The sequence below is a fragment of the Rhizobium sp. CC1099 genome (assembly GCF_029714385.1).
Lineage (GTDB): Bacteria > Pseudomonadota > Alphaproteobacteria > Rhizobiales > Rhizobiaceae > Rhizobium.
Genome location: NZ_CP121641.1, coordinates 3182360 through 3202603 on the forward strand (window position 1 = coordinate 3182360; position 20244 = coordinate 3202603).

Below are 20244 nucleotides of genomic sequence, written 5' to 3' on the forward strand. Positions count from 1 at the left end.
TTAAAAGATACGGGCGAATGTGAAATTCCCCCACAGAGATCGCGGATCAGAAAAATGAAGATCAAGAATTCGCTCAAGTCGCTCAAGGCTCGCCACCGTGACAACCGTCTGGTTCGCCGCAAGGGCCGCATCTACATCATCAACAAGCTGAACCCGCGCTACAAGGCTCGTCAGGGCTGATCATAGCGTGAGCCGGATTACGCCTGCGCGTTTATGCGCTGCGGGCTTTTCCACTAGGGTCGCTTCGGTGATCACATCAAATTTTCTTTGATCTTCGGCGCTGGCGGGCTACATTGTCCGCCATGCGCTTTTTTGCTTTGACCTGCGCGGCGCTGCCGCTTGCTCTCGGTTTCCTTGCTCCTGCTTTCCCTGCCGCTGCCGCGGAGAAGGAAGTTATTGTCGACCAGTCGGATGCCAACTCCTCTCCGAAACAGCATCTCGACAATCTCTATGCCCAGCTGAAGCGCGAGCGCGATCCGGACAAGGCGAGCGGCATTGCGGAGGAAATCCGCCTCGAGTGGAATAATTCCGGCAGCGCCACTGTGAACTTGCTGATGCAGTGGGCCGACAAGGCGATCGAGGAAAAGCGCAGTCCTGCAGCCCTTGATTTCCTCGATCAGGCGATTGCGCTGAAGCCTGACTACGCCGAAAGCTGGAACCGCCGCGCAACGCTGAATTACGCCATGGGCAACTACCGGAAGTCGATGTCCGACATAGAGCACGTGCTCGATCTCGAGCCGCGCCACTTCGGTGCACTCTCGGGATTGGCGACGATTCTCAGTATGTCGGGCAATGACCAACTCACCTTGAAAGCCTGGGAGCGCTTCCTGGAGGTCTACCCCGCAAACCGCGCGGCGCAGCAGCAGGCGAATACCCTCTCCGAAAAACTCGCCGGAAGCCGGACCTGATCTTGACGCCGAACCGGCATGCGCAATCTTACGGATTTCTGCCGTAACTGTTGCCGATTCAAAGCCATGTTTGCCGAAATTTCCGCCATTCTCGTCCCCATCGCTGCCGCAATCGGGTATTCGTCTTACAAAGCCCGGCAGTTTGAACAGGCATTTCCCAATATCGGCGAACTGGCCGATATCGACGGCTACAGGATGAACGCCGTGCACATCCCCCGCCCCGACACCGCCGACCTACCGCCCCTGGTCTTTATCCATGGCGCGAGCGGCAATCTGCTCGACCAGATCGGCGCCTTCCTACTGCCGCTCGAAGGGCGCGCGGAAATGCTCTTCGTCGACCGTCCCGGACATGGCTATTCGGAACGCGGAGGACCGGAGAACGCTTTTCCCTCCGGCCAAGCGGATGCGATCGCAAAGCTCATGGAAAAGCGCGGGATTGAAAAGGCGATCATCGTCGGTCACTCCTTCGGCGGCGCGATCGCCGCGGCGCTCGGCGTGCACCATCCGGAAAAGACCGCCGGTCTCCTCTTCCTTGCCCCGGCGACGCATCCGTGGCCGGGCGGCATCGACTGGTACTATCATATCGCGACCGTGCCGCTGATCGGCTGGCTCTTTAGTCGAGTTGTTGTCGTACCACTGGGCCTGTGGCGGCTGGAGCAGGTTACGCTTAATGTCTTCCGGCCCAATCCGCGCCCGGCTGATTACATCTCAAGGACTGGGCCGTCCCTGGTGTTGCGGCCGAAGACCTTCCATGCCAACGCCACCGATTTCATCAGGTTGCTTGAATATCTGAAGGCGCAATCGCCCTTCTATACCCGCATCAAGGCGCCGACCGTCATCATTACCGGCGACAGCGACGGCATCGTCTGGGAGCACCTGCATTCTCAAGGCCTTGCCCGCGACATCGCCGGCTCCAAACTGCTGAAAATCAAGGGCGTCGGCCATAAGCCTGATTATCTCGCAACCGATGTCGCCATCGCCGCACTGGAAAATATCGCCGGAATTCCGCGCGATCTTGAGGCCGCCGTGCGCGTTGCCGAAGAAAGGTTGTCAGGCGGCAGCGCAATTGCCGCCTGAACGGACTTGCGCACCGCCAAAACGAAACCATATCCCTCCGAATAATTTGATGGTTTGGAGGGAAAGTGATGGCACGCTTGCGCATTAAAGCCATTTCGCTATTTACCGCTTTTGCCTTTGTCGTCTCGCCGTTCGCACCGGCTTTCGCCGCCTCGCCTGCGCCCGTCGAAGCCGAACATGGCATGGTCGTAACCGCACAGCATCTGGCGACGGATGTCGGTGTCGAAATCCTCAAGAACGGCGGCAATGCCGTGGATGCGGCAGTGGCGGTCGGCTACGCGTTGGCAGTCGTCTATCCGACGGCGGGCAATATCGGCGGCGGCGGCTTCATGACGATCCGGCTGAAGGACGGCAAGACGACCTTCCTCGATTTTCGTGAGCGCGCACCGCTTGCCGCCACCAAGACCATGTATCTCGATGCCAAAGGCGATGTCGTTCCGCGCGCCAGCCTGGACGGTTATCTCGCCGTCGGCGTACCGGGCTCGGTCATGGGCTTCGAAACGGCGCGTGAGCGATATGGCACCAAACCCCGCGCCGAGTTGCTGGCGCCGGCGATCCGCTTTGCCAAGGACGGCTTTACGTTGGAACAGGGCGACGCCGCGACTTTCGCCTCAAGCGCAAAGCGCCTCGCAAAAGATGAAGCTGCCGCAAAGATCTTCCTGAAGCCGGATGGCAAACCTTATTCCGCGGGAGAAAAGCTCCTGCAGCCCGAGCTCGCCGCGGTGCTGTCCGGTATTTCCGAGAAGGGCACGGACGCCTTCTACAAGGCCGCACCTGCCGAGGCGATCGTAAAGGCAAGCCAGACGAAAGGCGGCGTTCTCGCGAAGGAAGATTTCGAGCAATATAGCGTGCGCGAATTAAAGCCGGTCGAATGCAACTACCGTGGCTACGACATCGTCTCCTCGCCGCCCCCTTCTTCCGGCGGCGTCATCATCTGCGAGATCCTGAACGTGCTGGAGGGCTACCCGCTTTCCTACATGGGTTATGGTTCGTCCGAGACAGTCCGCGCCATGGTCGAGGCCATGCGTTACGCCTACGTCGACCGCAACGCCGCGCTTGGTGATCCGGACTTCGTCGACAACCCGGTTTCGAAGCTTCTGGACAAAGGCTATGCCAAGGAAATCCGCGAGAAGATCGATCCCTACAAGGCCGGTAAATCTGTCAACCTGAAGCCGCTCGGCGCCAAGGAAAGCGTTGAAACCACCCATTATTCGATCGTCGACGACGAGGGCAACGCGGTCGCCGTCACTTATACGCTGAACGGCTCCTTCGGTGCCGGCGTGGTTGCCCCCGGCACCGGTATCCTGCTCAACAACGAAATGGACGACTTCACCTCGAAGCCGGGCGTGCCCAACCTCTACGGGCTCGTCCAGGGCGAGGCCAACGCCATTGCGCCGAAGAAGACGCCGCTCTCCTCCATGAGCCCGACGATCATCTCCAGGGACGGCAAGCCCTTCATGGTGATCGGCAGCCCCGGCGGCTCGCGCATCATCACCATCACGCTGGAAGCGATCCTGAACGTCATCGATTTCGGCATGGACATCAGCCAGGCCGTCAATGCACCGCGCATCCATCATCAATGGCAGCCGGACAAGATCTATCTCGAACCCTATACCCTTTCTCCGGATACGATAAAGACGCTCGCCGCCATGGGCTACAGCTTCGACGATGGCAGTGGTCCGCCCCAATGGGGCCAGGCGGCCGGCATTCTTGTCGGCGGCAAGAGCCTTGCCGATATCGAGAAGGGTGGCGGCGCGCGCTATTATGGTGCGATGGATAGCCGCGCCACCGAGGGTGCGGCAAAGGGATATTAAGCGCCGGCTGGGCTACCGGATCCGGGCGCGTACATAATCTCCTTTGATGTTCACCAGCGGGCGCGTGCCCGGGACGCTTGGAACGAGGCTGTCAATGTAGGACGCCTTGGCGGTCACAGTGTAATCGACTGGGACATCCTTGCCGAATCCGAGATAGGCATCGAGCGACTGTGCGGCGATCTCGATCTTTTCGTCGTGTTTGACGGCATCGTAGGTGAGGGTTGCGCGAACGGCGGCGCCGGAGATATCGACGCTGGAAGCGTGGCCGTCGAGCGTGATGTCCGCCGCCTTTCCCGACGTGCCAAGACTTGCGAAGTCGCCGTTCAGTTTCGCCACGAATACCTGCTGCTCGATGCGCACGGCGCTGCCGGGCGGGACATTCGCCGATACTTCCGGCGAGCAATCGGCAATGTCGCTCCAGGCCGACATCGCTACGTCGAGCGTCAATGTCGCTCCGTCGATTTCTGCCCGGCTCGCGTCCTTGCAGATATTGAAGAACCAGCTCGAATACCAGGATGAAAACCAGCCGCTCCGGCGGCCGCTGGTTGCTGCACGATAGGGCTCATCGGATTTGGTGGTGATCTTGATTGAGCTTGCATCGCCAATGATCACGATCGTGCGGATGCTGGAAACATCAAAGGTCTCGCCGAGCGGCCTCACATCAGCGAAACTGGATATCAGCATCATGAAAAACAGGGGAATGGACAGGACTATCGACATCGGCTTTCTCCTTGATGGTGCCGTCGAAATGACCGGCCATATCAGGTTGCCTTCCAGTCCTCTTTGTTGAGACCTGAATCATGATCCGGGTCGCCTGCAATTGCGATCGAGGCCATTCTCGTGCTGATATCGAACCATCGAACCTGGACGCCGCCTCATGATCTTTGTTCCGCTACCCTTCGTCGTTGCACTGCTGCTCTTCATGGTCCAGATCCGCCTGCTGCGGCAGGAGGACTGGCGTGCGCCGGAAAAGCGGACGTTCCTGCTTCTCATCGGCATCTACGCGCTGCAGTCCGTGCTGATCGGAATTCGCTGGGGCTACGACGTCCTCGCGATCATGCCGGCACAAGCCATTCTGGCAGCGATGATTGCCGCACTCGCCTGGGTCAGCTTCCGGAGCCTGACGCTGGAAGGGCCGCGCTCATTCGCTCACCTGTGGCCTCATGCCCTTCCAGCGGTTCTGATCGCCGCCCTGCTGGTATTTTGGCGCGAGCCGGTGGGCGTTGCCTTGACCCTCATCTTCCTTGGCTATGGAGCGGCCCTGCTCTGGCTCGCGCGCCATGGCCCGGACGGACTTATCGCATCGCGGCTGGACGGCGCGCTACTTTCCTATCGTTCGCTCCTGATTACCGCAGCGGCGCTCATTGCTGCCGCCGTCGCCGATATCTACATCAGCCTGGACTTCGACCGCACCGGCGGCACACATGGCGGTGCCATCGTGGCGCTCGGCAACGTCATCACGCTCCTCGTTCTCGGGGGTGCTGCGTCCATCGCCAGCGGCGGCCAACCGGCGGAGGAGCAGAGCCTGGAAACACCCCCCACCCCGCCGCTGATGCCGACGGAAGAGGACGGCGCAGTTGCTGCCTCCCTCGATGCGCTGATGCAATCCCGCGAGATCTATCGCGATCCCGAGCTCAACCTTAACCGCATTGCGCGAAAGATGAGTCTGCCTGCCCGCCGCGTATCGATTGCCGTCAACCGCATCCACGGCGTCAGCGTCTCGCAATATGTCAATGAGTTCCGCATCCGTTCGGCCTGCGATCAACTGATCAAGACGGATGAACCGGTGACGCGCGTGATGTTCGATTCCGGCTTCATCAGCAAATCGAACTTCAATCGCGAGTTCCTGCGCGTGACCGGCACGAGCCCGACCGACTTCCGGCGCCGGCGCATCATCGGCATGGCTGACATCGCTGATGCGAAAGTGCCGGCTTTTGTGTCACGGTGACAAAGTCTGCGTTCACAAGTGAAGGCGGGCATCATATTCATGGATGAACTATCAGCCGAAAGAGCTCACAATGGCCAGCATTGAAATGATCGTCGCCGCTCGCGCCCGTCTCCGGGGCCATGCACGGCGAACGCCGCTTCTTTCTTCCCCATTCCTCAACGAGATCGCGCGAAGGCATGTCTTCGTGAAGGCGGAATGTCTGCAGCATTCGGGCTCGTTCAAGTTCCGCGGCGGCTGGTCGGCCGTTTCCGGCCTTGATCCTACAGTGCGTGCGAAAGGCGTTATCGCTTTTTCGTCCGGCAACCACGCGCAGGGCGTCGCCCTTGCCGCAAAGCTTCACGGCATTCCCTCCGTTATCATCATGCCGTCCGACGCGCCGGCGCTGAAGATCGACAATACCCGCGCTTTCGGTGCCGAAGTGGTGCTTTACGACCGCGCAAATGGGGATCGCGATGCGATCGGCGCCCGGTTTTCGGCTGAGCGCGGCCTCACTCTGATCAGGCCTTTCGACGAGCCGTTGGTGATTGCCGGCCAGGGCACGACCGGGCTTGAAATTGCCGAACAGGCAGAAGAGGAAGGCGTGAAGTCGGCAGAAGTGCTTGTTCCCTGCGGCGGCGGCGGGCTGACGTCCGGCATCGCGCTGGCGCTCGAAGCAAGTGCGCCGGGCTTCACCGTGCGGCCCTGCGAGCCGAAAGACTTCGACGACACCACGCGTTCACTGGCCTCCGGCAGGATCGAACGCAACGCGGCGATGACGGGCACGATCTGCGATGCGATCATGACACCAGAACCCGGCAAGATCACCTTCCCGATCCTGCAGCGGCTCGCAGGCGCGGGCATTGTCGTCACCGACGAAGAGGCGCTGCGCGCCATGGCGCTCGCATTCAAACGGCTGAAGATCGTCGTCGAGCCCGGCGGGGCGGTTGCGCTTGCCGCTGCCCTTTTCCATGGCGAGGCCCTCGAAAGCGACAACGTCATCGCCGTGACCTCAGGCGGCAATGTCGATGCGGATATCTTTGCCGCCGCTCTCGAGAAATACGGCTAACCCAGCGAAGTTACCGCCTACGCATTCTCCGATACCCGTTGCGGCATGAAATCCGAGATCGCCTCGCCTACCGCCCGCAGCAAGATCGAAGCGAGCCGTGCCGTCGCCGGATCAGGGTCAGCTTCCGCGCGGTGAAGCACGAGGCCCAACGACGGCAGCTCCGGCAATCCCAGTTCCGCGGGCTTCAGCGGCCTGACCTTTGCCGGCAAGCCGATCGGGGTGCGTATTGTCACCCCCAACCCGGCCGCGGTCGCAGCCCACAGCCCGCCGAGGCTGGGGCTGACGAAGGCAAGCCGCCAGGCAATATTGGCCCTGTCCAGCGCATTTGTCGCGGCGGTTCGCAGGAGACAGGGCGCCTCCAGCGAGGCGAGTGGCAGCGGCTCGCCGCTTGCGGCATTCCAGCCGGGCTCACCTGCGGCAGGACCGATCCAGCGCATCGGCACCTCGCCGATCTTTTTGCAATGGGCGGTCAGGGTTGCATCGCTCCAAGCGAGCGCCAGATCGAGTTTCCCCGTTGTGACCCGCTCGAGCAGTTCCGCGTTGCGGACGACTCGCGCCTCGATCCGCACCTTCGGATGGGCGCGGGCGAAACGGCCCAGAACATCGGGAAGCAGATTTTCGCCGAAGTCCTCTTGTAGGCCAAGCCGCACCCAGCCTTCCAACTCGACGCTTTGGACGGCCACTGCCGCTTCGTCGTTAAGGTCAAGCAGCCGTCGGGCGTAGGCGAGCATCGTCTCGCCCGCCTCCGTCAACGCCAGGCCACGGCCCGCCTTGCGGAAAATCGGCGTACCGGCCTGCTCCTCCAGTTTCTTGAGCTGTGCGCTGACGGCCGAGGTGGAGCGCCCAAGCCGGTCCGCCGCCTTTGCAAAGTTCCCGAGTTCCATTCCAGTCGCGAAGGTTCGCAGTACATCGAGGTCGAAGACCATCCTACGCATCGCTTAATCCCATTTTTCAGGACAATTAATCCACAAAATTCTGATTTTCTGCATCATCGTGGCGTGCGAGGATTATGAAGTCAAGGTTTGGATTAGCAAGGAAAAGGAGGCTCCAATGCCTTTCGTTCGAATCTCTCTGCTGAAAGGCAAGTCGCCGGATTATCTCCGTGCGCTCTCAGACAACATTCATCGTGCCATGGTCGAGACGTTCGACGTCCCTCCGAATGACCGCTTTCAGGTCATTCATCAGCATGAGCCTGGTGAACTGATCTTCGACCGCCACTATCTCGGGGGCCCGCGTTCGGACGATTTCGTGCTCTTTTCCATCACCGCGGGCAAGCCCCGCACGACCGGGATGCGCAAGGCCTTTTACCGGCGTGCGGCCGATCTGCTTGGACAGTCTCCGGGCGTGAGACCTGAAGATGTGATGATCGTGGTCAATACCACCTCTCCGGAAGAATGGTCCTTCGCCAATGGCGAAGCCTCGATGACGGAACCAGGTTGGCAAATCCGAGCGCTCGCGCCCATGGAGCCATCCCGATGATCGCCATGCAATACGGCTTCACGCTGCCGGCAGATTATGACATGACGATCATCGATCGCCGGATCCGCGACAAGGGGCCAATGCTGGACGGCTTTTCGAACCTTGGATTCAAGGCCTACCTCAGCGCCCGCAAGGGCGAATTCGGCAGCCGGGAGAACCTCTATGCTCCATTCTATCTTTGGAAGCAGCCGCAAGGCGCCAGCGATTTCCTCACCGGGCCCGGTTTCGAAGGGCTGACGCAGTCTTTCGGCTGGCCGCAGGTAAGGCACTGGATGGTATGGAATGCCGAGGTCGCGGACTTGCGAGCCGCAAAGTTTGCAAGCTGCGATATCCTGCCGATCCCTGCCTACGCGCCGCTTGCCGAAATCCGCAAGGAGGAGGTCACGCGGTCACGTGCTGAAGCGGCGCGACGCGGCGTGCTGGCCTCGATATCCGCCTTCGAGCCGTCCGGCTGGAGCCTTGTGCGCTTCACGCTTTTTCGCGACATGCCGTTGATCTCCAACGGAGACCAGATCTATCGCGTCGGCCATGTCTCCTTGCCGTAGGTCAGGCGGTCGCGCGCCGATAAAATGCCAATGACCCGGCGAGCGCGATGAGTGCGCCGCCGCTGATACGGTCAAGCCACATGGCGCCGGAGTTCTTGAGCAGGCGGACAGCCTGCGCGCCGAAGGCGGCGTATCCGAACATGATCACGAAATCGATCGAGGCGAAGATGAGGGCAAGCACCGCATACTGAGTAGGCTGCGGCAGCGTAGGATCGATGAACTGCGGCAGGAAGGCCGAGAAGAACAGGTAGCCCTTGGGATTCGTGACTGCCACCATGAAGCTTTTCAGCCCGATCGCAAAGGCTGAAGCGGCGCTGCCGGCGCTTTCCACCTTCATTGCCGTTTCGATCGTCCCCTGAGAGCGCAGCATCATGATGCCGAGAAAGGCAAGATAGGCGGCACCCAAATATTTCAGCACGGAGAACCAGAATTCGGAGGCCGCAAGCAGCGCACCGAGGCCGATCGCCACAGCACCGATCAGAACGAAATCCGAAAGCACGGCACCCAGCATGCCGGCAATCGCCCGGCGAGTGCCGTAACGCGAACCGTTGGTCAGCGCCAGGAGCACGGTCGGCCCCGGCGTTGCGATACCGACAAAGGAAACCGCGGCGAAAGCAAGAAGCGTGACGATATCCATAAGTCCCTCCAGAGCTCGGATATCGGAAGCTTGCATTTGCCGGGATCGCGATCAAGCCGAAAACGAAAAGCCCGTTTCCTTCCGAGGCAGCGAGCTGGTTCGAGCCAACGCGAACGGATCACATGCCGCTTTGGCCGTCGGAGCCGATATAGGCGATACGGAGCATGTTGGTGGCGCCCGGCGTTCCGAGCGGCACGCCGGCCGAAATGATGATACGGTCGCCCGGCTTGCCGAAACCCTCGCCGGCGACGATGCGGCAGGCCCGGTTGACCATGTCGTCGAGATCGGTCGCGTCATGCGTGACGACACAGTGCAGGCCCCAGACGATCGCCAGCCGGCGGGCTGTCTTGATGATCGGCGAGAGCGCCAGAACCGGCACCTGCGGGCGCTCGCGCGAAGCGCGCAGGCCCGTGGTGCCCGACGAGGTGTAACAGACGATCGCCGAAAGCTTCAGCGTCTCGGCAATCTGGCGGGCGGCGAGAGAAATCGCATCGGCACCGGTTGCTTCCGGCTGGGCGCGCTGGGCATAGATGATGCCCGGATAATGCGGTTCGCGCTCGATGGCGCTGGCAATCGACGCCATCGTCGCAACGGCTTCGACCGGATAGTCGCCCGAGGCGGATTCAGCCGAAAGCATGACGGCATCGGCGCCTTCGAAAACGGCGGTCGCGACGTCCGAGACTTCGGCGCGTGTCGGCACCGGCGCGGAGATCATCGATTCCAGCATCTGGGTCGCGACGACGACCGGCTTGCCGGAGCGGCGGCAGGCGCGGATCAACTGCTTTTGGATGCCCGGAACGGATTCGAGCGGCATCTCGACGCCGAGATCGCCGCGGGCGACCATCAAGGCATCCGAGAGTTCGATGATTTCTTCGATGCGCTCGATTGCCTGGGGCTTCTCGATCTTCGACATCAGGCCGACCCGACCCCTGGCGATCTTGCGGACCTCCGCGAGATCTTCCGGGCGCTGGACGAAAGAGAGCGCGACCCAGTCGACGTCATCGGTCGCCAGAACGGCATCAAGATCGGTACGGTCCTTGTCCGTCAGAACGCCGACGCCGAGCAGTGTGTCTGGAAGGCTGATGCCCTTCCGGTCCGATATCTTCGTGCCGGAAATGACCGTCGTAACGATGCTCTTTCCGTCGCACTTTTCGGCGCGCAATGCGAGCTTGCCATCATCGATCAGCAGACGGTGGCCGGGCTTGACGGCTTCAAGAATTTCCGGATGCGGCAGGAAGACACGGCTTGCATCGCCGGGTGCGTCATCGTTGTCGAGCGTAAAGGTCTGGCCCGGCTTTAGTTCAACCTTGGTTTCCGCAAACTTGCCGACACGAAGCTTCGGCCCCTGCAAATCGGCCAGGATGCCGATCGGACGGCCGGAGCGGGCCTCGACGGCGCGAATACGCTGGATCAGAGTGCGCATCAGGTCATGGCTTGCATGGCTCATGTTGATACGGAAAACGTCGGCACCGGCCTGGTGCAGCTTTTCGATCATCGCTTCTTCGCTCGAGGCGGGGCCGAGCGTCGCGAGGATTTTCACTTTGCGGTTACGCTTCATCAATTCGGACTTTCTTGCGTGCCGGGAGTGTCGGAAAGTTGAACCATCCAGCTGCCCTGGCGGCCCGTGTCATATTCCTTGAATCCCATCCTCTGATAACCGCGGGCATAGCAGTCCTGCACGCCCGCGATCTTGAACTCGTTTTCCGCTACGCACATCTGGATGTCACCCGTCCAACGTCCCCCCCGGGCGGCATCCTCTGCGTAGAGGTAATAGTATCGCGACTGCAATTCTCCTTCGATCAGCGTCGCGCAGGTCGTTGCCGGGACCTGCCACCAGCCTTCCGTGATCCACCCGTCCTTGGCACGGTATCCGATCGCCACACCCACAAGGTTCTGCGTGCCGTTGCAGACGCGAAGATCGGCGCGCGCAACATCGGCAGCGAAAAACGGTGAGAGGGCAGCGAATGCAAATAAGGCGAAACGGGCAATCCCGGACCGGGTGAGGAAACTTGGTGCGGCTTGCATCAACACGGCTTCCGAATGGCTCCCACGGTTATTCGTTGTCCGTGCCTTCTTGCGCCGCCATCAAACGAATGTCAACGCGATGCTAATCGATTATATTCCTTTCATAACCTGCTCGTGATCACTGACTTGCCGCGGGCTGGTGCGCATTGCGCTTGAACCTGCAGCATGTGCATGCGATCAGTGACGGCGAGCGCCAAATGACGATCGGCAATTCCCTGATGAATCCCTTCCAATCCTTCGAAATTCTACCTGGAAATCATGACAGCGGCATGGTGATTCTGGGCGATCACGCGATGAACCGCCTGCCTGAACGGTATGATAGGCTCGGGCTTGCCGAATCCGTCTTCTCCCGCCATATCGCCTATGACATAGGCATCGAAGGCCTGGTGCGGGAGCTTTCCGCGAGGCTGGGGGTTCCGGCCGTTCTTGGCGGCTTTTCGCGGCTTCTAATCGACCCGAACCGCGGCGAGGACGACCCGACGCTGATCATGAAGATTTCCGACGGCGCGATCATTCCTGGCAATCATCCGATCACGGATGAGGAGTGGAACTACCGCATCGAGGCCTTCCACCGGCCCTATCACAGTGCCGTTTCCAAGACGATCGACAAGGTCGCCAACGCGACCGGCAAGGCGCCGCTCGTGCTCTCGCTTCATTCCTACACGCCTGCCTGGAAAGGCGTACCGCGGCCATGGCATGCCGCCGTCCTCTGGGACAGCGACCACCGCGCCGTCGCCCCTCTGCTTGACATGCTGAGCCGCGATCCCGATCTGATGGTCGGCGACAACGAGCCGTATGACGGCGCACTCAAAGGCGATACGATGTACCGGCACTGCATGGTCACCGGCATACCGCATGCGCTGCTCGAGATCCGTCAGGACCTGATCGGAAACGAGGCCGGCATTTGCGAATGGGCCGAACGCCTGGCTCCGATCTTCGCGGCCATGAATGCCGATCCGGCGCTGCACGAATACGATGTCCATGTGTCGCGCACCGGCCCTTACGAATGAAGGAGAGCGAGATGACCGCACTCAGCAAGGAACAGCAGACCGAATTCGAAGCCGCCGCCTTCCGCCGCCTTGTCGCGCATTTGCGCGAACGGAGCGACGTTCAGAATGTCGACCTGATGAATCTCGCGGGTTTTTGCCGCAACTGCCTGTCGAACTGGTATCGCCAAGCCGCCGAGGCTGAGGGCGTGCCGCTGTCGAAGGACGAATCGCGCGAGATCGTCTACGGCATGCCCTACGAAGACTGGAAAAACCTGCACCAGAACGAGGCCTCGGACGCACAAAAAACTGCATTTGAACTGAACAAGCCGCACAAATAGGTTCATGACGCCCGATTGGACTTGACCGCGGCGCAGCTTCGCGGCAGTCACTCCCCACCGAATTCAAGACGAGAAAATCAGGAGAACACGATGTCCGATGCTCATGGCGTCGCCCGCGATCAGCTTCGCGCTTTCATCGAGCGCATTGAACGGCTGGAAGAAGAAAAGAAGACCATCGCCGACGATATCAAGGACGTCTACGGCGAAGCAAAGGGCATGGGTTTCGACACCAAGATCCTGAAGAAGGTCGTCGCCCTTCGCAAGAAGGACGAGCAAGAGCGCATGGAAGAGGAAGCCATCCTCGATACCTACCTGCACGCGCTCGGCATGATCGAGTCCCCGCCGGAAGGCTGAGGATTGCCGTTGGCAGTTTTCAAAGCCGCCGGATTTACCCCGGCGGCTTTTTGAATCATGCTTTGGAATTAGCCCGCTGTTTTCCCATTGTGCTTTGCATCCGGCGCGATAATATCCCTCCGCCGCATACTGGAGCCGCGTCCGGTTCCGCTTAATATTCAGTTATTTGACTTAATTGTAGCGAGTGGCTGCCGTTTTTTCTTTGCTGCGTGTCGCACACACAATGCATGCATTCCTATTCAGACATGCGCGAAGCCGCGAGCTTCGCTCACGCCCATCCGGTGCCTCGCATGGCGCCGAGATCAAAGCCGAAGCGAAAATCAACCCTGCTCAAGAGGAACTCAAATCATGTCGATGATTACCACGAAGGACGGAACGGAGATTTTCTACAAGGATTGGGGCAAGGGCCAGCCTATTCTTTTCTCCCACGGCTGGCCGCTTTCGGCCGACGCCTGGGATGCGCAAATGGTCTTCTTCGGCAATAACGGCTACCGCGTCATCGCACATGACCGTCGCAGCCACGGCCGTTCGAGCCAGACCTGGGATGGCAACCACATGGACCAGTACGCCGACGACCTGGCCGAACTGATCGAGACGCTCGACCTCAAGGACCTGATCATGATCGGCCACTCCACGGGTGGCGGCGAAGTCACCCATTACCTCGGCCGCCACGGCACGAAGCGCGTCGCCAAGGTCGTGCTGGTGGGCGCCGTGCCGCCGCTGATGGTCAAGACCGACAAGAATCCCGGCGGCTTACCGCTTGAAGTCTTTGATGGCATCCGCAAGGGCACGCTCGAAAACCGCTCGCAGTTCTACAAGGATCTCGTGACGCCCTTCTACAGCTATAATCGCGATGGCGCGACGTTCTCCGAAGGCATCCGCGACAGTTTCTGGATGCAGGGAATGATGGGCGGATTGAAGGGGCAGCTGGATTGCATCCACGAATTCTCCGAGGTCGATTACACCGACGACCTCAAGAAGATCGACAAGCCGACGCTCATCATTCATGGCGACGATGATCAGATCGTGCCGATCGGTGCTTCCGCATTGGAGTCCTCGAAGATCGTCGAGGGCTCTATTCTCAAGGTCTATCAGGGCGCTCCCCACGGTCTTGCTGAGACGCATTCCGACCGCTTCAACAAGGACGTACTCGACTTCCTGAAGGCCTGATCCTTCGGGCCATCAATCCTCCCGCCTCCAGTGCGGGAGGATGTGCCCAGCGCATAAACAAAGACCGCCGGATTTCTCCGGCGGCCTGTCGTTCATTTTGATTGATTCGCTCAGTTCGTATTGAACTTGCGCACTTCCATGAAGTTCACCGCCGAGCCGCTGAAGCGGGCCGGATCGATGGAAGCGGTCTTGACGTTGAAGCCTTCGGCGTAGACGGCGGTCGGCTGGGCGCGAAGCGTCTGGCTGACGAAACGGGGTGCCTTGACCGGCTTCGTGATCATTTCCATGCGGGAATTGGTCAGCGCCCACTGCGAAATTATCTTCTGGGTCAGCTTCGGCTCGGTACGGACCGTCGCGCGGCTTGCGTCGGCAGCGGCAGCAGCCTCCTTCGTCGGGCGCCCGCCCTTGGTTGCAACGCCATTGGCAGTGGAGTCTTCGGAAATCTGCTGTAGGTCGAAGGCGTCGCCGAAGCTTGCGGATTTGACAGGAGCGAGTGCGGCAAGTTGCACCGGTGCCTTATTCTCAGCCGGCTTGGCGGCAGGCATCGCTGCGCTGATGGCCTGCTCGACGGTGGCCGGCGCAAGGGCAGCCACCCGCCTATCAACTGCATTGTTCTGATCAAGCGCTTGAGCCAGTGCCGGAGAAAGCCGGTCCGCTTCGGCTTCGTCCGCATCCGCTTGCGGATCGATTACTGCCGCCGCAAGCAGATTTTCGGCGACCGCCGGACGTTCGGCCGGGGTTGGAACCATCGGATCGTTGGATGCGACTTCCGCATCACCTGGCGCGTTGCGCGGGCCAAGCAGCGAGGGAACCGGAACGTGATAGGCGCTGAGATCGGCGAACTGCTGCGGCTGGCCCTGCTCTTCGGTGGCAGCGGCAAGGGCCTGCTGTGCAGCATTGCCGGAATTCGGTGAAACGAGAGCATTTGCAACTTCGCCGCCGGCAAGCTGACCGGCAAAGGCTGGACGAACCTGGGGCACCGGTGCATTCACGGCGGCAACCTCAGTCGGCTGCGGCTCAGCCGCGGCAGCAGGCGCTTCGGCCTTCGGCGGCGTTGCCCTTGCAACGGCGACCGGAGCGGAATCCTCCGCGCTATCCTCTTCCTCGTCTGCGCCGCCGCCAAAGAGTGCAGCGAACAATGTCTTCGGCTTTCTCGTCTCGGCATCGCCGCCGCTTGCCATGACAAGCTGATTGGTGCTGACCCGGCGCTTATACTCGGCCATCGCCTGCTGGTAGCCCGGCAGGGGCTTGCCGTCCGACGGGATATGAATGGTGTTGCCGTTCGGGAAAAGCTGCGCCAGCTCCTGGCGGCTCATGCGCGGCCAGGCGCGAACGCCGCCGACATCCATGTGCACGAAGGGAGAACCGGACTTCGGATAGAAGCCAACGCCGCCGACCTGCATTTTCATGCCGATCGCACGCAGCTTTGCAAGCTTCACATCCGGAATGAAGAAGTCCATCGCCTTGCCGAGCATATGCTGGCTCTTCTCGGCAACGCCGGAATTGCGCGAACGGGACTTGAGCATTGAATTGGTGGCGGGCGAACGGAAGCCGCAGACAACGTTGATGTAGTCCCTGGAACCGCTCTGGCGGTAGACTTCCCAGATCAGATCGAAAAGATGGGGGTCCATCTTCGTCGGCTGGTTCTTGCGCCAGTCGCGAAGGAATCGATTCAGCTGCCCAAGACCCTTCGGGTCGAACCTGCCATTGCGTTTGTAGGTGATGACGGCCTTTTCGCCGGTATGGATGAAGTAGAGTTTCAGACTGCGCGTTTCGCCCGCTGCTTCGGACGGCGTGCCAACGAATACTGGTGAGGAAACCGCGAGTGCGAGAAGGACAGCCATGGCCGTCCTAACCGCCTTTCCGCCAATGTCGGCGCACACTGTACGCCAGCTCAAGCGCGAAGGCTTGGTGTTCTCATTCAGATCCGGCAAACTCAATCCCCGTCAGACTGCCCAGGTCCCCGAAATGTCCCAATGACTGTCAATTGCGGTGACACGATGGCAAAAATGCCACACTCGATCAACCTTTTCTTTACATAGTCAACGATCGACTAACAAGTAGTTTATATCGGGTAACAAAACATGCTTGCGGGAATATTAATGGAACGCCGCTTATGCCGCATCTTTCTGGGGATTGTCGGGATCGATGCCGTAATCCTTGAGCTTTCTGTAAAGCGTTGAGCGTCCGATGCCGAGTTTTCTGGCCACTTGACTCATCTGGCCGCGATAGAATTTAAGCGCGAATCGAATCAGTTCTTCCTCGACATCGGCAAGTTTGCGCACCTCGCCCGCCGGATTGACGCTCGCGATCGCATTCTCCGGCATCTCGTCGTGGTGCCCGCGTGACTCGCTCGCAGAGACCTGCGGAACGTGAAATTCCGCAAACTCCACCTCGTGCTCGCGATATGTATTGTCGGCAACCAGCGCCAGGTGATCGACCACGTCATATTGCGGCAGCTGGGCAGCGATCTGCGGAAAATCCGCTTCGCTGAGCTCGTGGCCTTCGGCGAGCACGACGGCGCGGAAGATCGCGTTCTCGAGCTGGCGGATGTTGCCCGGCCAGTCATAGGCCGTCAGCAATGCCAACGCACCCGCGCTGACCGTCATGCGATGGCCATTTTTCTGTTCGGACGAGAAGCGGTCGGCAAAGACGCGCACCAGATTCGGAATGTCCTCCTTGCGCTTGCGCAGCGCCGGAATGGTGATCGGAAAGACATTGAGGCGATAATAGAGATCTTCGCGGAAGTGGCCGTTTTTCACTTCCTCGATCAGGTCCTTGTTCGTCGCGGAAATGAGCCGGACATTGACCTTGTGCGCCGTGCGTGCGCCGACGGTCTCGACTTCGCCCTGCTGCACGGCTCGCAGCAGCTTGACCTGCACGTCGAGCGGCAGATCGCCGATTTCATCGAGGAAGATCGTGCCGCCGTCGGCCTCCATGAACTTGCCCGTATGGCGCTCGGTTGCACCGGTGAACGCGCCCTTTTCATGGCCAAAGAGGATGCTCTCGACGAGGTTGTGCGGAATGGCGCCGCAGTTCACCGTGACGAAGGGCTTACCCGAGCGGTCGCCGCCTGACTGGATGGCACGCGCAACCAGCTCCTTGCCGACGCCGGACTCGCCTTCGAGCACGACCGGAATGTTGGATTGCGCCGCTCGCTGCGCCAGATCGATGACGCGGATCATCGCCGGGCTTGCCGAAACAATGTCGTCGAAGCCGACGAGGCCGGAGCGCGAACGGCGACCCGAGCGGGCCCGCACTTCGCGCTGGTCCAGCTTCATTGCGTTGGCGATCGAGGTTGCGATGCGCTCCGGTGAAACGGGCTTGACCACGAAATCGAAGGCGCCGGCACGCATGGCCTGCACGACCGTTTCAATGCCGCCCTGCCCGGTCTGCACGATCACCGGGATCTGCGTGCCGAGTTCATGGAGCGCTTCGAGGAATTCGAGGCCGGTCATTTCCGGCATCATCAGGTCGAGAAGGATGACGTTGAAGAGACCACTGTCGCGCTTCACCATCTCCAGGCCGATGCGGCCGTTCTCAGCCTGATGGACGACATGCCCGTGACGCTCGATTGCGTTCTTCAGCAGACGGCGTTGCACCGGGTCGTCCTCGACCACGAGAATCTGCCCTGCACCCTTGAGCTCACTATAACCGGTCATTGTCGCCTCACTTCATGCGAAACCTGCGGGCACTCTGGCAGAAAGGCTTGAACATCCAGTTTTGAGAAATAATTGCATTTTAACGATTGTGGCGATACCGAATCCGTATCGAAGCGGGGCCTCCAGCATCCCGAAAACCCCTTGATACGGGGCCTTCCGGCGCTTAGACAGTCAGACCTGTTCGAAATGAGGAAGAGGAACCCAGCCATGAATTTCGTGCTCCCCGGCGCCGGTCTTAATTTTTCGGCAACAGTTGCCTCGGCCGCGACCGATCCGGCGCTCGGCGACCTCCCGGTCTGGAAGCTGCAGGATCTCTACCCTTCCGCCACCTCGACCGCCTTCACCAGCGACATGGAAAAGGCAGGCCGCAACGCGCTCGCCTTCGAGGAAAAATGGAAAGGCAAACTTGCCGATGCAGCGGCCCAAAAAGGCGCTGGAGGCATCGGCGAGGCGCTGAAGGAATACGAGGCGCTCGACGATCTCATCGGCCGTCTCGGCTCTTTTGCCGGCCTCACCTATTTCTCCGATACGACCAACCCGGTAAACGGCAAGCTCTACGGCGACGTCCAGGCGAAGATCACCGAATTCTCCGGCCACCTTCTCTTCTTCGCGCTGGAGCTGAACCGCATCGACGACGCGGTGATGGACGCCTGCATGGCAAACGACCCTGAGGCCGGCCATTACCGCCCCTGGCTGATCGACCTGCGCAAGGACAAGCCCTACCAGCTGGAAGACAAGCTGGAACAGCTCTTTCTCGAAAAGTCGATGACGAGTGCGGCTGCGTTTAACCGCCTCTTCGACGAGACCATGGCCGAGCTCCGCTACAATATCGACGGCGAGAAAGTGCCGCTCGAAGTCGCGCTCAATCTTTTGCAGGACGAGGATCCGGAAGCGCGCCGCAAGGCGGCAATGGCGCTCGCCGAAACCTTCAAGGCGAATATCCGCACCTTCACGTTGATCACCAATACGCTTGCCAAGGACAAGGATATTTCCGACCGCTGGCGCGGCTTCGAGGATATCGCCGACAGCCGTCATCTGGCAAACCGCGTCGAGCGCGACGTGGTCGATGCGCTGGCAGCTGCCGTCAAGCAGGCCTATCCGCGCCTTTCGCACCGCTATTACAAGATGAAGGCGAAGTGGCTCGGAATGGACCAGATGAATTTCTGGGACCGCAATGCGCCCTTGCCGGAAACCTCCAATGCAGTGATTTCCTGGGGCGAAGCGAAGGACACCGTTCTTTCGGCCTACGGCAATTTCGCGCCGGAAATGGCGGCCATCGCCAAGCGCTTCTTCGACGAGCAATGGATCGACGCGCCCGTGCGTCCCGGCAAGGCGCCCGGCGCCTTCTCTCACCCCACGGTTCCCTCAGCGCACCCCTATGTGCTGGTCAACTACATGGGCAAGCCGCGGGATGTGATGACGCTTGCCCATGAACTCGGCCACGGCGTTCATCAGGTGCTGGCCGGTGCACAGGGCGCGCTGATGTGCCAGACCCCGCTGACGCTTGCCGAAACCGCCTCCGTCTTCGGCGAGATGCTGACCTTCCGCGCGCTGCTTGACAAGACGACGGACAAGCGCGAGCGCAAGGCGATGCTCGCCCAAAAGGTCGAGGACATGATCAACACGGTCGTGCGCCAGATCGCCTTCTACGAATTCGAACGCGAGCTTCACACGGCCCGCAAGGCAGGCGAACTGACCGCCGAGGATATCGGCGAACTCTGGCTTTCGGTTCAGTCGGAAAGCCTCGGTCCGGCGATCAGGATCTCCGAGGGATACGAGACCTACTGGGCCTATATCCCCCACTTCATCCACTCGCCCTTCTATGTCTACGCCTATGCCTTCGGCGACTGCCTGGTGAACTCGCTCTATGCCGTCTACCGCAAAGCCGACAAGGGCTTCCAGGACAAATATTTCGCGCTTCTGAAGGCCGGCGGCACCAAGCATCACTCTGAACTCCTGAAGCCTTTCGGCCTCGACGCCACCGATCCGTCGTTCTGGAGCAAGGGCCTGTCGATGATTGAGGGGCTGATCGATGAATTGGAAGCGCTTGATAAGGCTTAAGACGCAGCTCCGGGTCAGGGGCTAACCGAAAGCCCTGACCTTGAGCTTCGGCCGTCGGTGCAAGCAGCCAGGCGGCATTGTGCAACGCTTACGAGGAATGATGAAGGCAACCCCTTCTCCCTCATTCCTGTGCTTGTCACAGGAATCCAGTGCACCCAAGGCCTTGGGAGCGGGAGACTCTTTGAAACGAAA

The 20244-nt window shown here is 60.4% G+C and carries 20 protein-coding genes; 13 read left to right on the forward strand and 7 right to left on the reverse strand.

What is annotated here, in order from left to right; all coding sequences use genetic code 11:
• The first annotated feature begins 54 nt into the window (after positions 1 to 54).
• From ykgO to ggt, 4 genes are all read left to right on the forward strand, one after another.
• Entirely contained in the window at positions 55 to 180 is a 126-nt protein-coding gene (gene ykgO, locus QA644_RS16020) for a type B 50S ribosomal protein L36 (protein WP_003582204.1), read from the forward strand.
• Between the two features lie 113 nt (positions 181 to 293).
• Complete coding sequence (locus tag QA644_RS16025; RefSeq protein ID WP_283069494.1) at positions 294 to 908, forward strand: hypothetical protein; 615 nt, start codon at positions 294 to 296, stop codon at positions 906 to 908.
• 66 nt (positions 909 to 974) lie between these two features.
• Positions 975 to 1985: an alpha/beta hydrolase gene (locus QA644_RS16030; protein WP_283069496.1), complete on the forward strand. Its 1011-nt coding sequence runs from the start codon at positions 975 to 977 to the stop codon at positions 1983 to 1985.
• Between the two features lie 68 nt (positions 1986 to 2053).
• The gene (gene ggt, locus QA644_RS16035; RefSeq protein ID WP_283069497.1) at positions 2054 to 3799 is read left to right on the forward strand and encodes a gamma-glutamyltransferase; all 1746 of its coding nucleotides are present in this window, start codon (positions 2054 to 2056) and stop codon (positions 3797 to 3799) included.
• A 12-nt stretch (positions 3800 to 3811) separates the two neighbouring features.
• Here ggt and QA644_RS16040 read toward each other — a convergent pair whose 3' ends face one another.
• Complete coding sequence (locus QA644_RS16040) at positions 3812 to 4519, reverse strand: hypothetical protein (RefSeq protein WP_283069499.1); 708 nt, start codon at positions 4517 to 4519, stop codon at positions 3812 to 3814.
• A 157-nt stretch (positions 4520 to 4676) separates the two neighbouring features.
• On the opposite strand from QA644_RS16040, the gene QA644_RS16045 reads away from it, so the two are divergent.
• Complete coding sequence (locus QA644_RS16045) at positions 4677 to 5747, forward strand: helix-turn-helix domain-containing protein (protein WP_283069500.1); 1071 nt, start codon at positions 4677 to 4679, stop codon at positions 5745 to 5747.
• A gap of 70 nt (positions 5748 to 5817) precedes the next feature.
• A complete protein-coding gene (locus QA644_RS16050) occupies positions 5818 to 6792 on the forward strand; it encodes a threonine/serine dehydratase (protein ID WP_239596998.1) in 975 nt (324 codons plus the stop codon).
• A gap of 17 nt (positions 6793 to 6809) precedes the next feature.
• On the opposite strand, the gene QA644_RS16055 is transcribed toward QA644_RS16050, so the two are convergent.
• Positions 6810 to 7727 (reverse strand): LysR substrate-binding domain-containing protein, encoded by a 918-nt coding sequence (locus tag QA644_RS16055; protein WP_283069501.1) that lies wholly within the window; start codon positions 7725 to 7727, stop codon positions 6810 to 6812.
• A gap of 115 nt (positions 7728 to 7842) precedes the next feature.
• On the opposite strand from QA644_RS16055, the gene QA644_RS16060 reads away from it, so the two are divergent.
• The gene (locus QA644_RS16060; protein ID WP_283069502.1) at positions 7843 to 8271 is read left to right on the forward strand and encodes a tautomerase family protein; all 429 of its coding nucleotides are present in this window, start codon (positions 7843 to 7845) and stop codon (positions 8269 to 8271) included.
• Positions 8268 to 8816: a DUF4865 family protein gene (locus QA644_RS16065; protein WP_239596996.1), complete on the forward strand. Its 549-nt coding sequence runs from the start codon at positions 8268 to 8270 to the stop codon at positions 8814 to 8816. The genes QA644_RS16060 and QA644_RS16065 overlap by 4 nt, the downstream gene beginning before the upstream one ends.
• Position 8817: 1 nt before the next feature.
• Here the strand turns inward: QA644_RS16065 and QA644_RS16070 are convergent, their stop codons facing one another.
• The 3 genes from QA644_RS16070 to QA644_RS16080 all read right to left on the reverse strand — a co-directional run bounded on the left by QA644_RS16070 (position 8818) and on the right by QA644_RS16080 (position 11478).
• Positions 8818 to 9453: a LysE family translocator gene (locus QA644_RS16070; RefSeq protein WP_283069503.1), complete on the reverse strand. Its 636-nt coding sequence runs from the start codon at positions 9451 to 9453 to the stop codon at positions 8818 to 8820.
• Positions 9454 to 9571: 118 nt separating this feature from the next.
• Positions 9572 to 11011: a pyruvate kinase gene (pyk, locus tag QA644_RS16075; protein WP_283069505.1), complete on the reverse strand. Its 1440-nt coding sequence runs from the start codon at positions 11009 to 11011 to the stop codon at positions 9572 to 9574.
• Positions 11011 to 11478: a DUF1036 domain-containing protein gene (locus tag QA644_RS16080; RefSeq protein ID WP_283069507.1), complete on the reverse strand. Its 468-nt coding sequence runs from the start codon at positions 11476 to 11478 to the stop codon at positions 11011 to 11013. The genes pyk and QA644_RS16080 overlap by 1 nt, the downstream gene beginning before the upstream one ends.
• A gap of 218 nt (positions 11479 to 11696) precedes the next feature.
• On the opposite strand from QA644_RS16080, the gene QA644_RS16085 reads away from it, so the two are divergent.
• The 4 genes from QA644_RS16085 (at position 11697) to QA644_RS16100 (ending at position 14329) form a co-directional block, all read left to right on the forward strand.
• Positions 11697 to 12488 carry an N-formylglutamate amidohydrolase gene (locus tag QA644_RS16085; RefSeq protein WP_283072405.1) on the forward strand — a complete coding sequence of 264 codons (792 nt, stop codon included), beginning with the start codon at positions 11697 to 11699 and terminating at the stop codon, positions 12486 to 12488.
• 11 nt (positions 12489 to 12499) lie between these two features.
• Positions 12500 to 12805: a DUF1244 domain-containing protein gene (locus QA644_RS16090; RefSeq protein ID WP_074069639.1), complete on the forward strand. Its 306-nt coding sequence runs from the start codon at positions 12500 to 12502 to the stop codon at positions 12803 to 12805.
• A 90-nt stretch (positions 12806 to 12895) separates the two neighbouring features.
• The gene (locus tag QA644_RS16095) at positions 12896 to 13159 is read left to right on the forward strand and encodes a DUF2312 domain-containing protein (protein ID WP_003585771.1); all 264 of its coding nucleotides are present in this window, start codon (positions 12896 to 12898) and stop codon (positions 13157 to 13159) included.
• A 348-nt stretch (positions 13160 to 13507) separates the two neighbouring features.
• Positions 13508 to 14329, forward strand: coding sequence for an alpha/beta hydrolase (locus QA644_RS16100; protein WP_283069510.1), 822 nt, complete (start codon positions 13508 to 13510; stop codon positions 14327 to 14329).
• Positions 14330 to 14439: 110 nt separating this feature from the next.
• On the opposite strand, the gene QA644_RS16105 is transcribed toward QA644_RS16100, so the two are convergent.
• Together QA644_RS16105 and QA644_RS16110 are read right to left on the reverse strand one after the other, a co-directional pair.
• Complete coding sequence (locus tag QA644_RS16105) at positions 14440 to 16263, reverse strand: DUF882 domain-containing protein (RefSeq protein WP_283069512.1); 1824 nt, start codon at positions 16261 to 16263, stop codon at positions 14440 to 14442.
• 180 nt (positions 16264 to 16443) lie between these two features.
• Positions 16444 to 17991 carry a sigma-54 dependent transcriptional regulator gene (locus tag QA644_RS16110; protein ID WP_194728175.1) on the reverse strand — a complete coding sequence of 516 codons (1548 nt, stop codon included), beginning with the start codon at positions 17989 to 17991 and terminating at the stop codon, positions 16444 to 16446.
• Between the two features lie 207 nt (positions 17992 to 18198).
• Between QA644_RS16110 and QA644_RS16115 the strand changes: the two genes are divergently transcribed.
• Positions 18199 to 20052, forward strand: a complete 1854-nt coding sequence (locus QA644_RS16115) for a M3 family oligoendopeptidase (protein ID WP_283069515.1) — start codon at positions 18199 to 18201, stop codon at positions 20050 to 20052.
• The last annotated feature ends 192 nt before the right edge of the window (positions 20053 to 20244 follow it).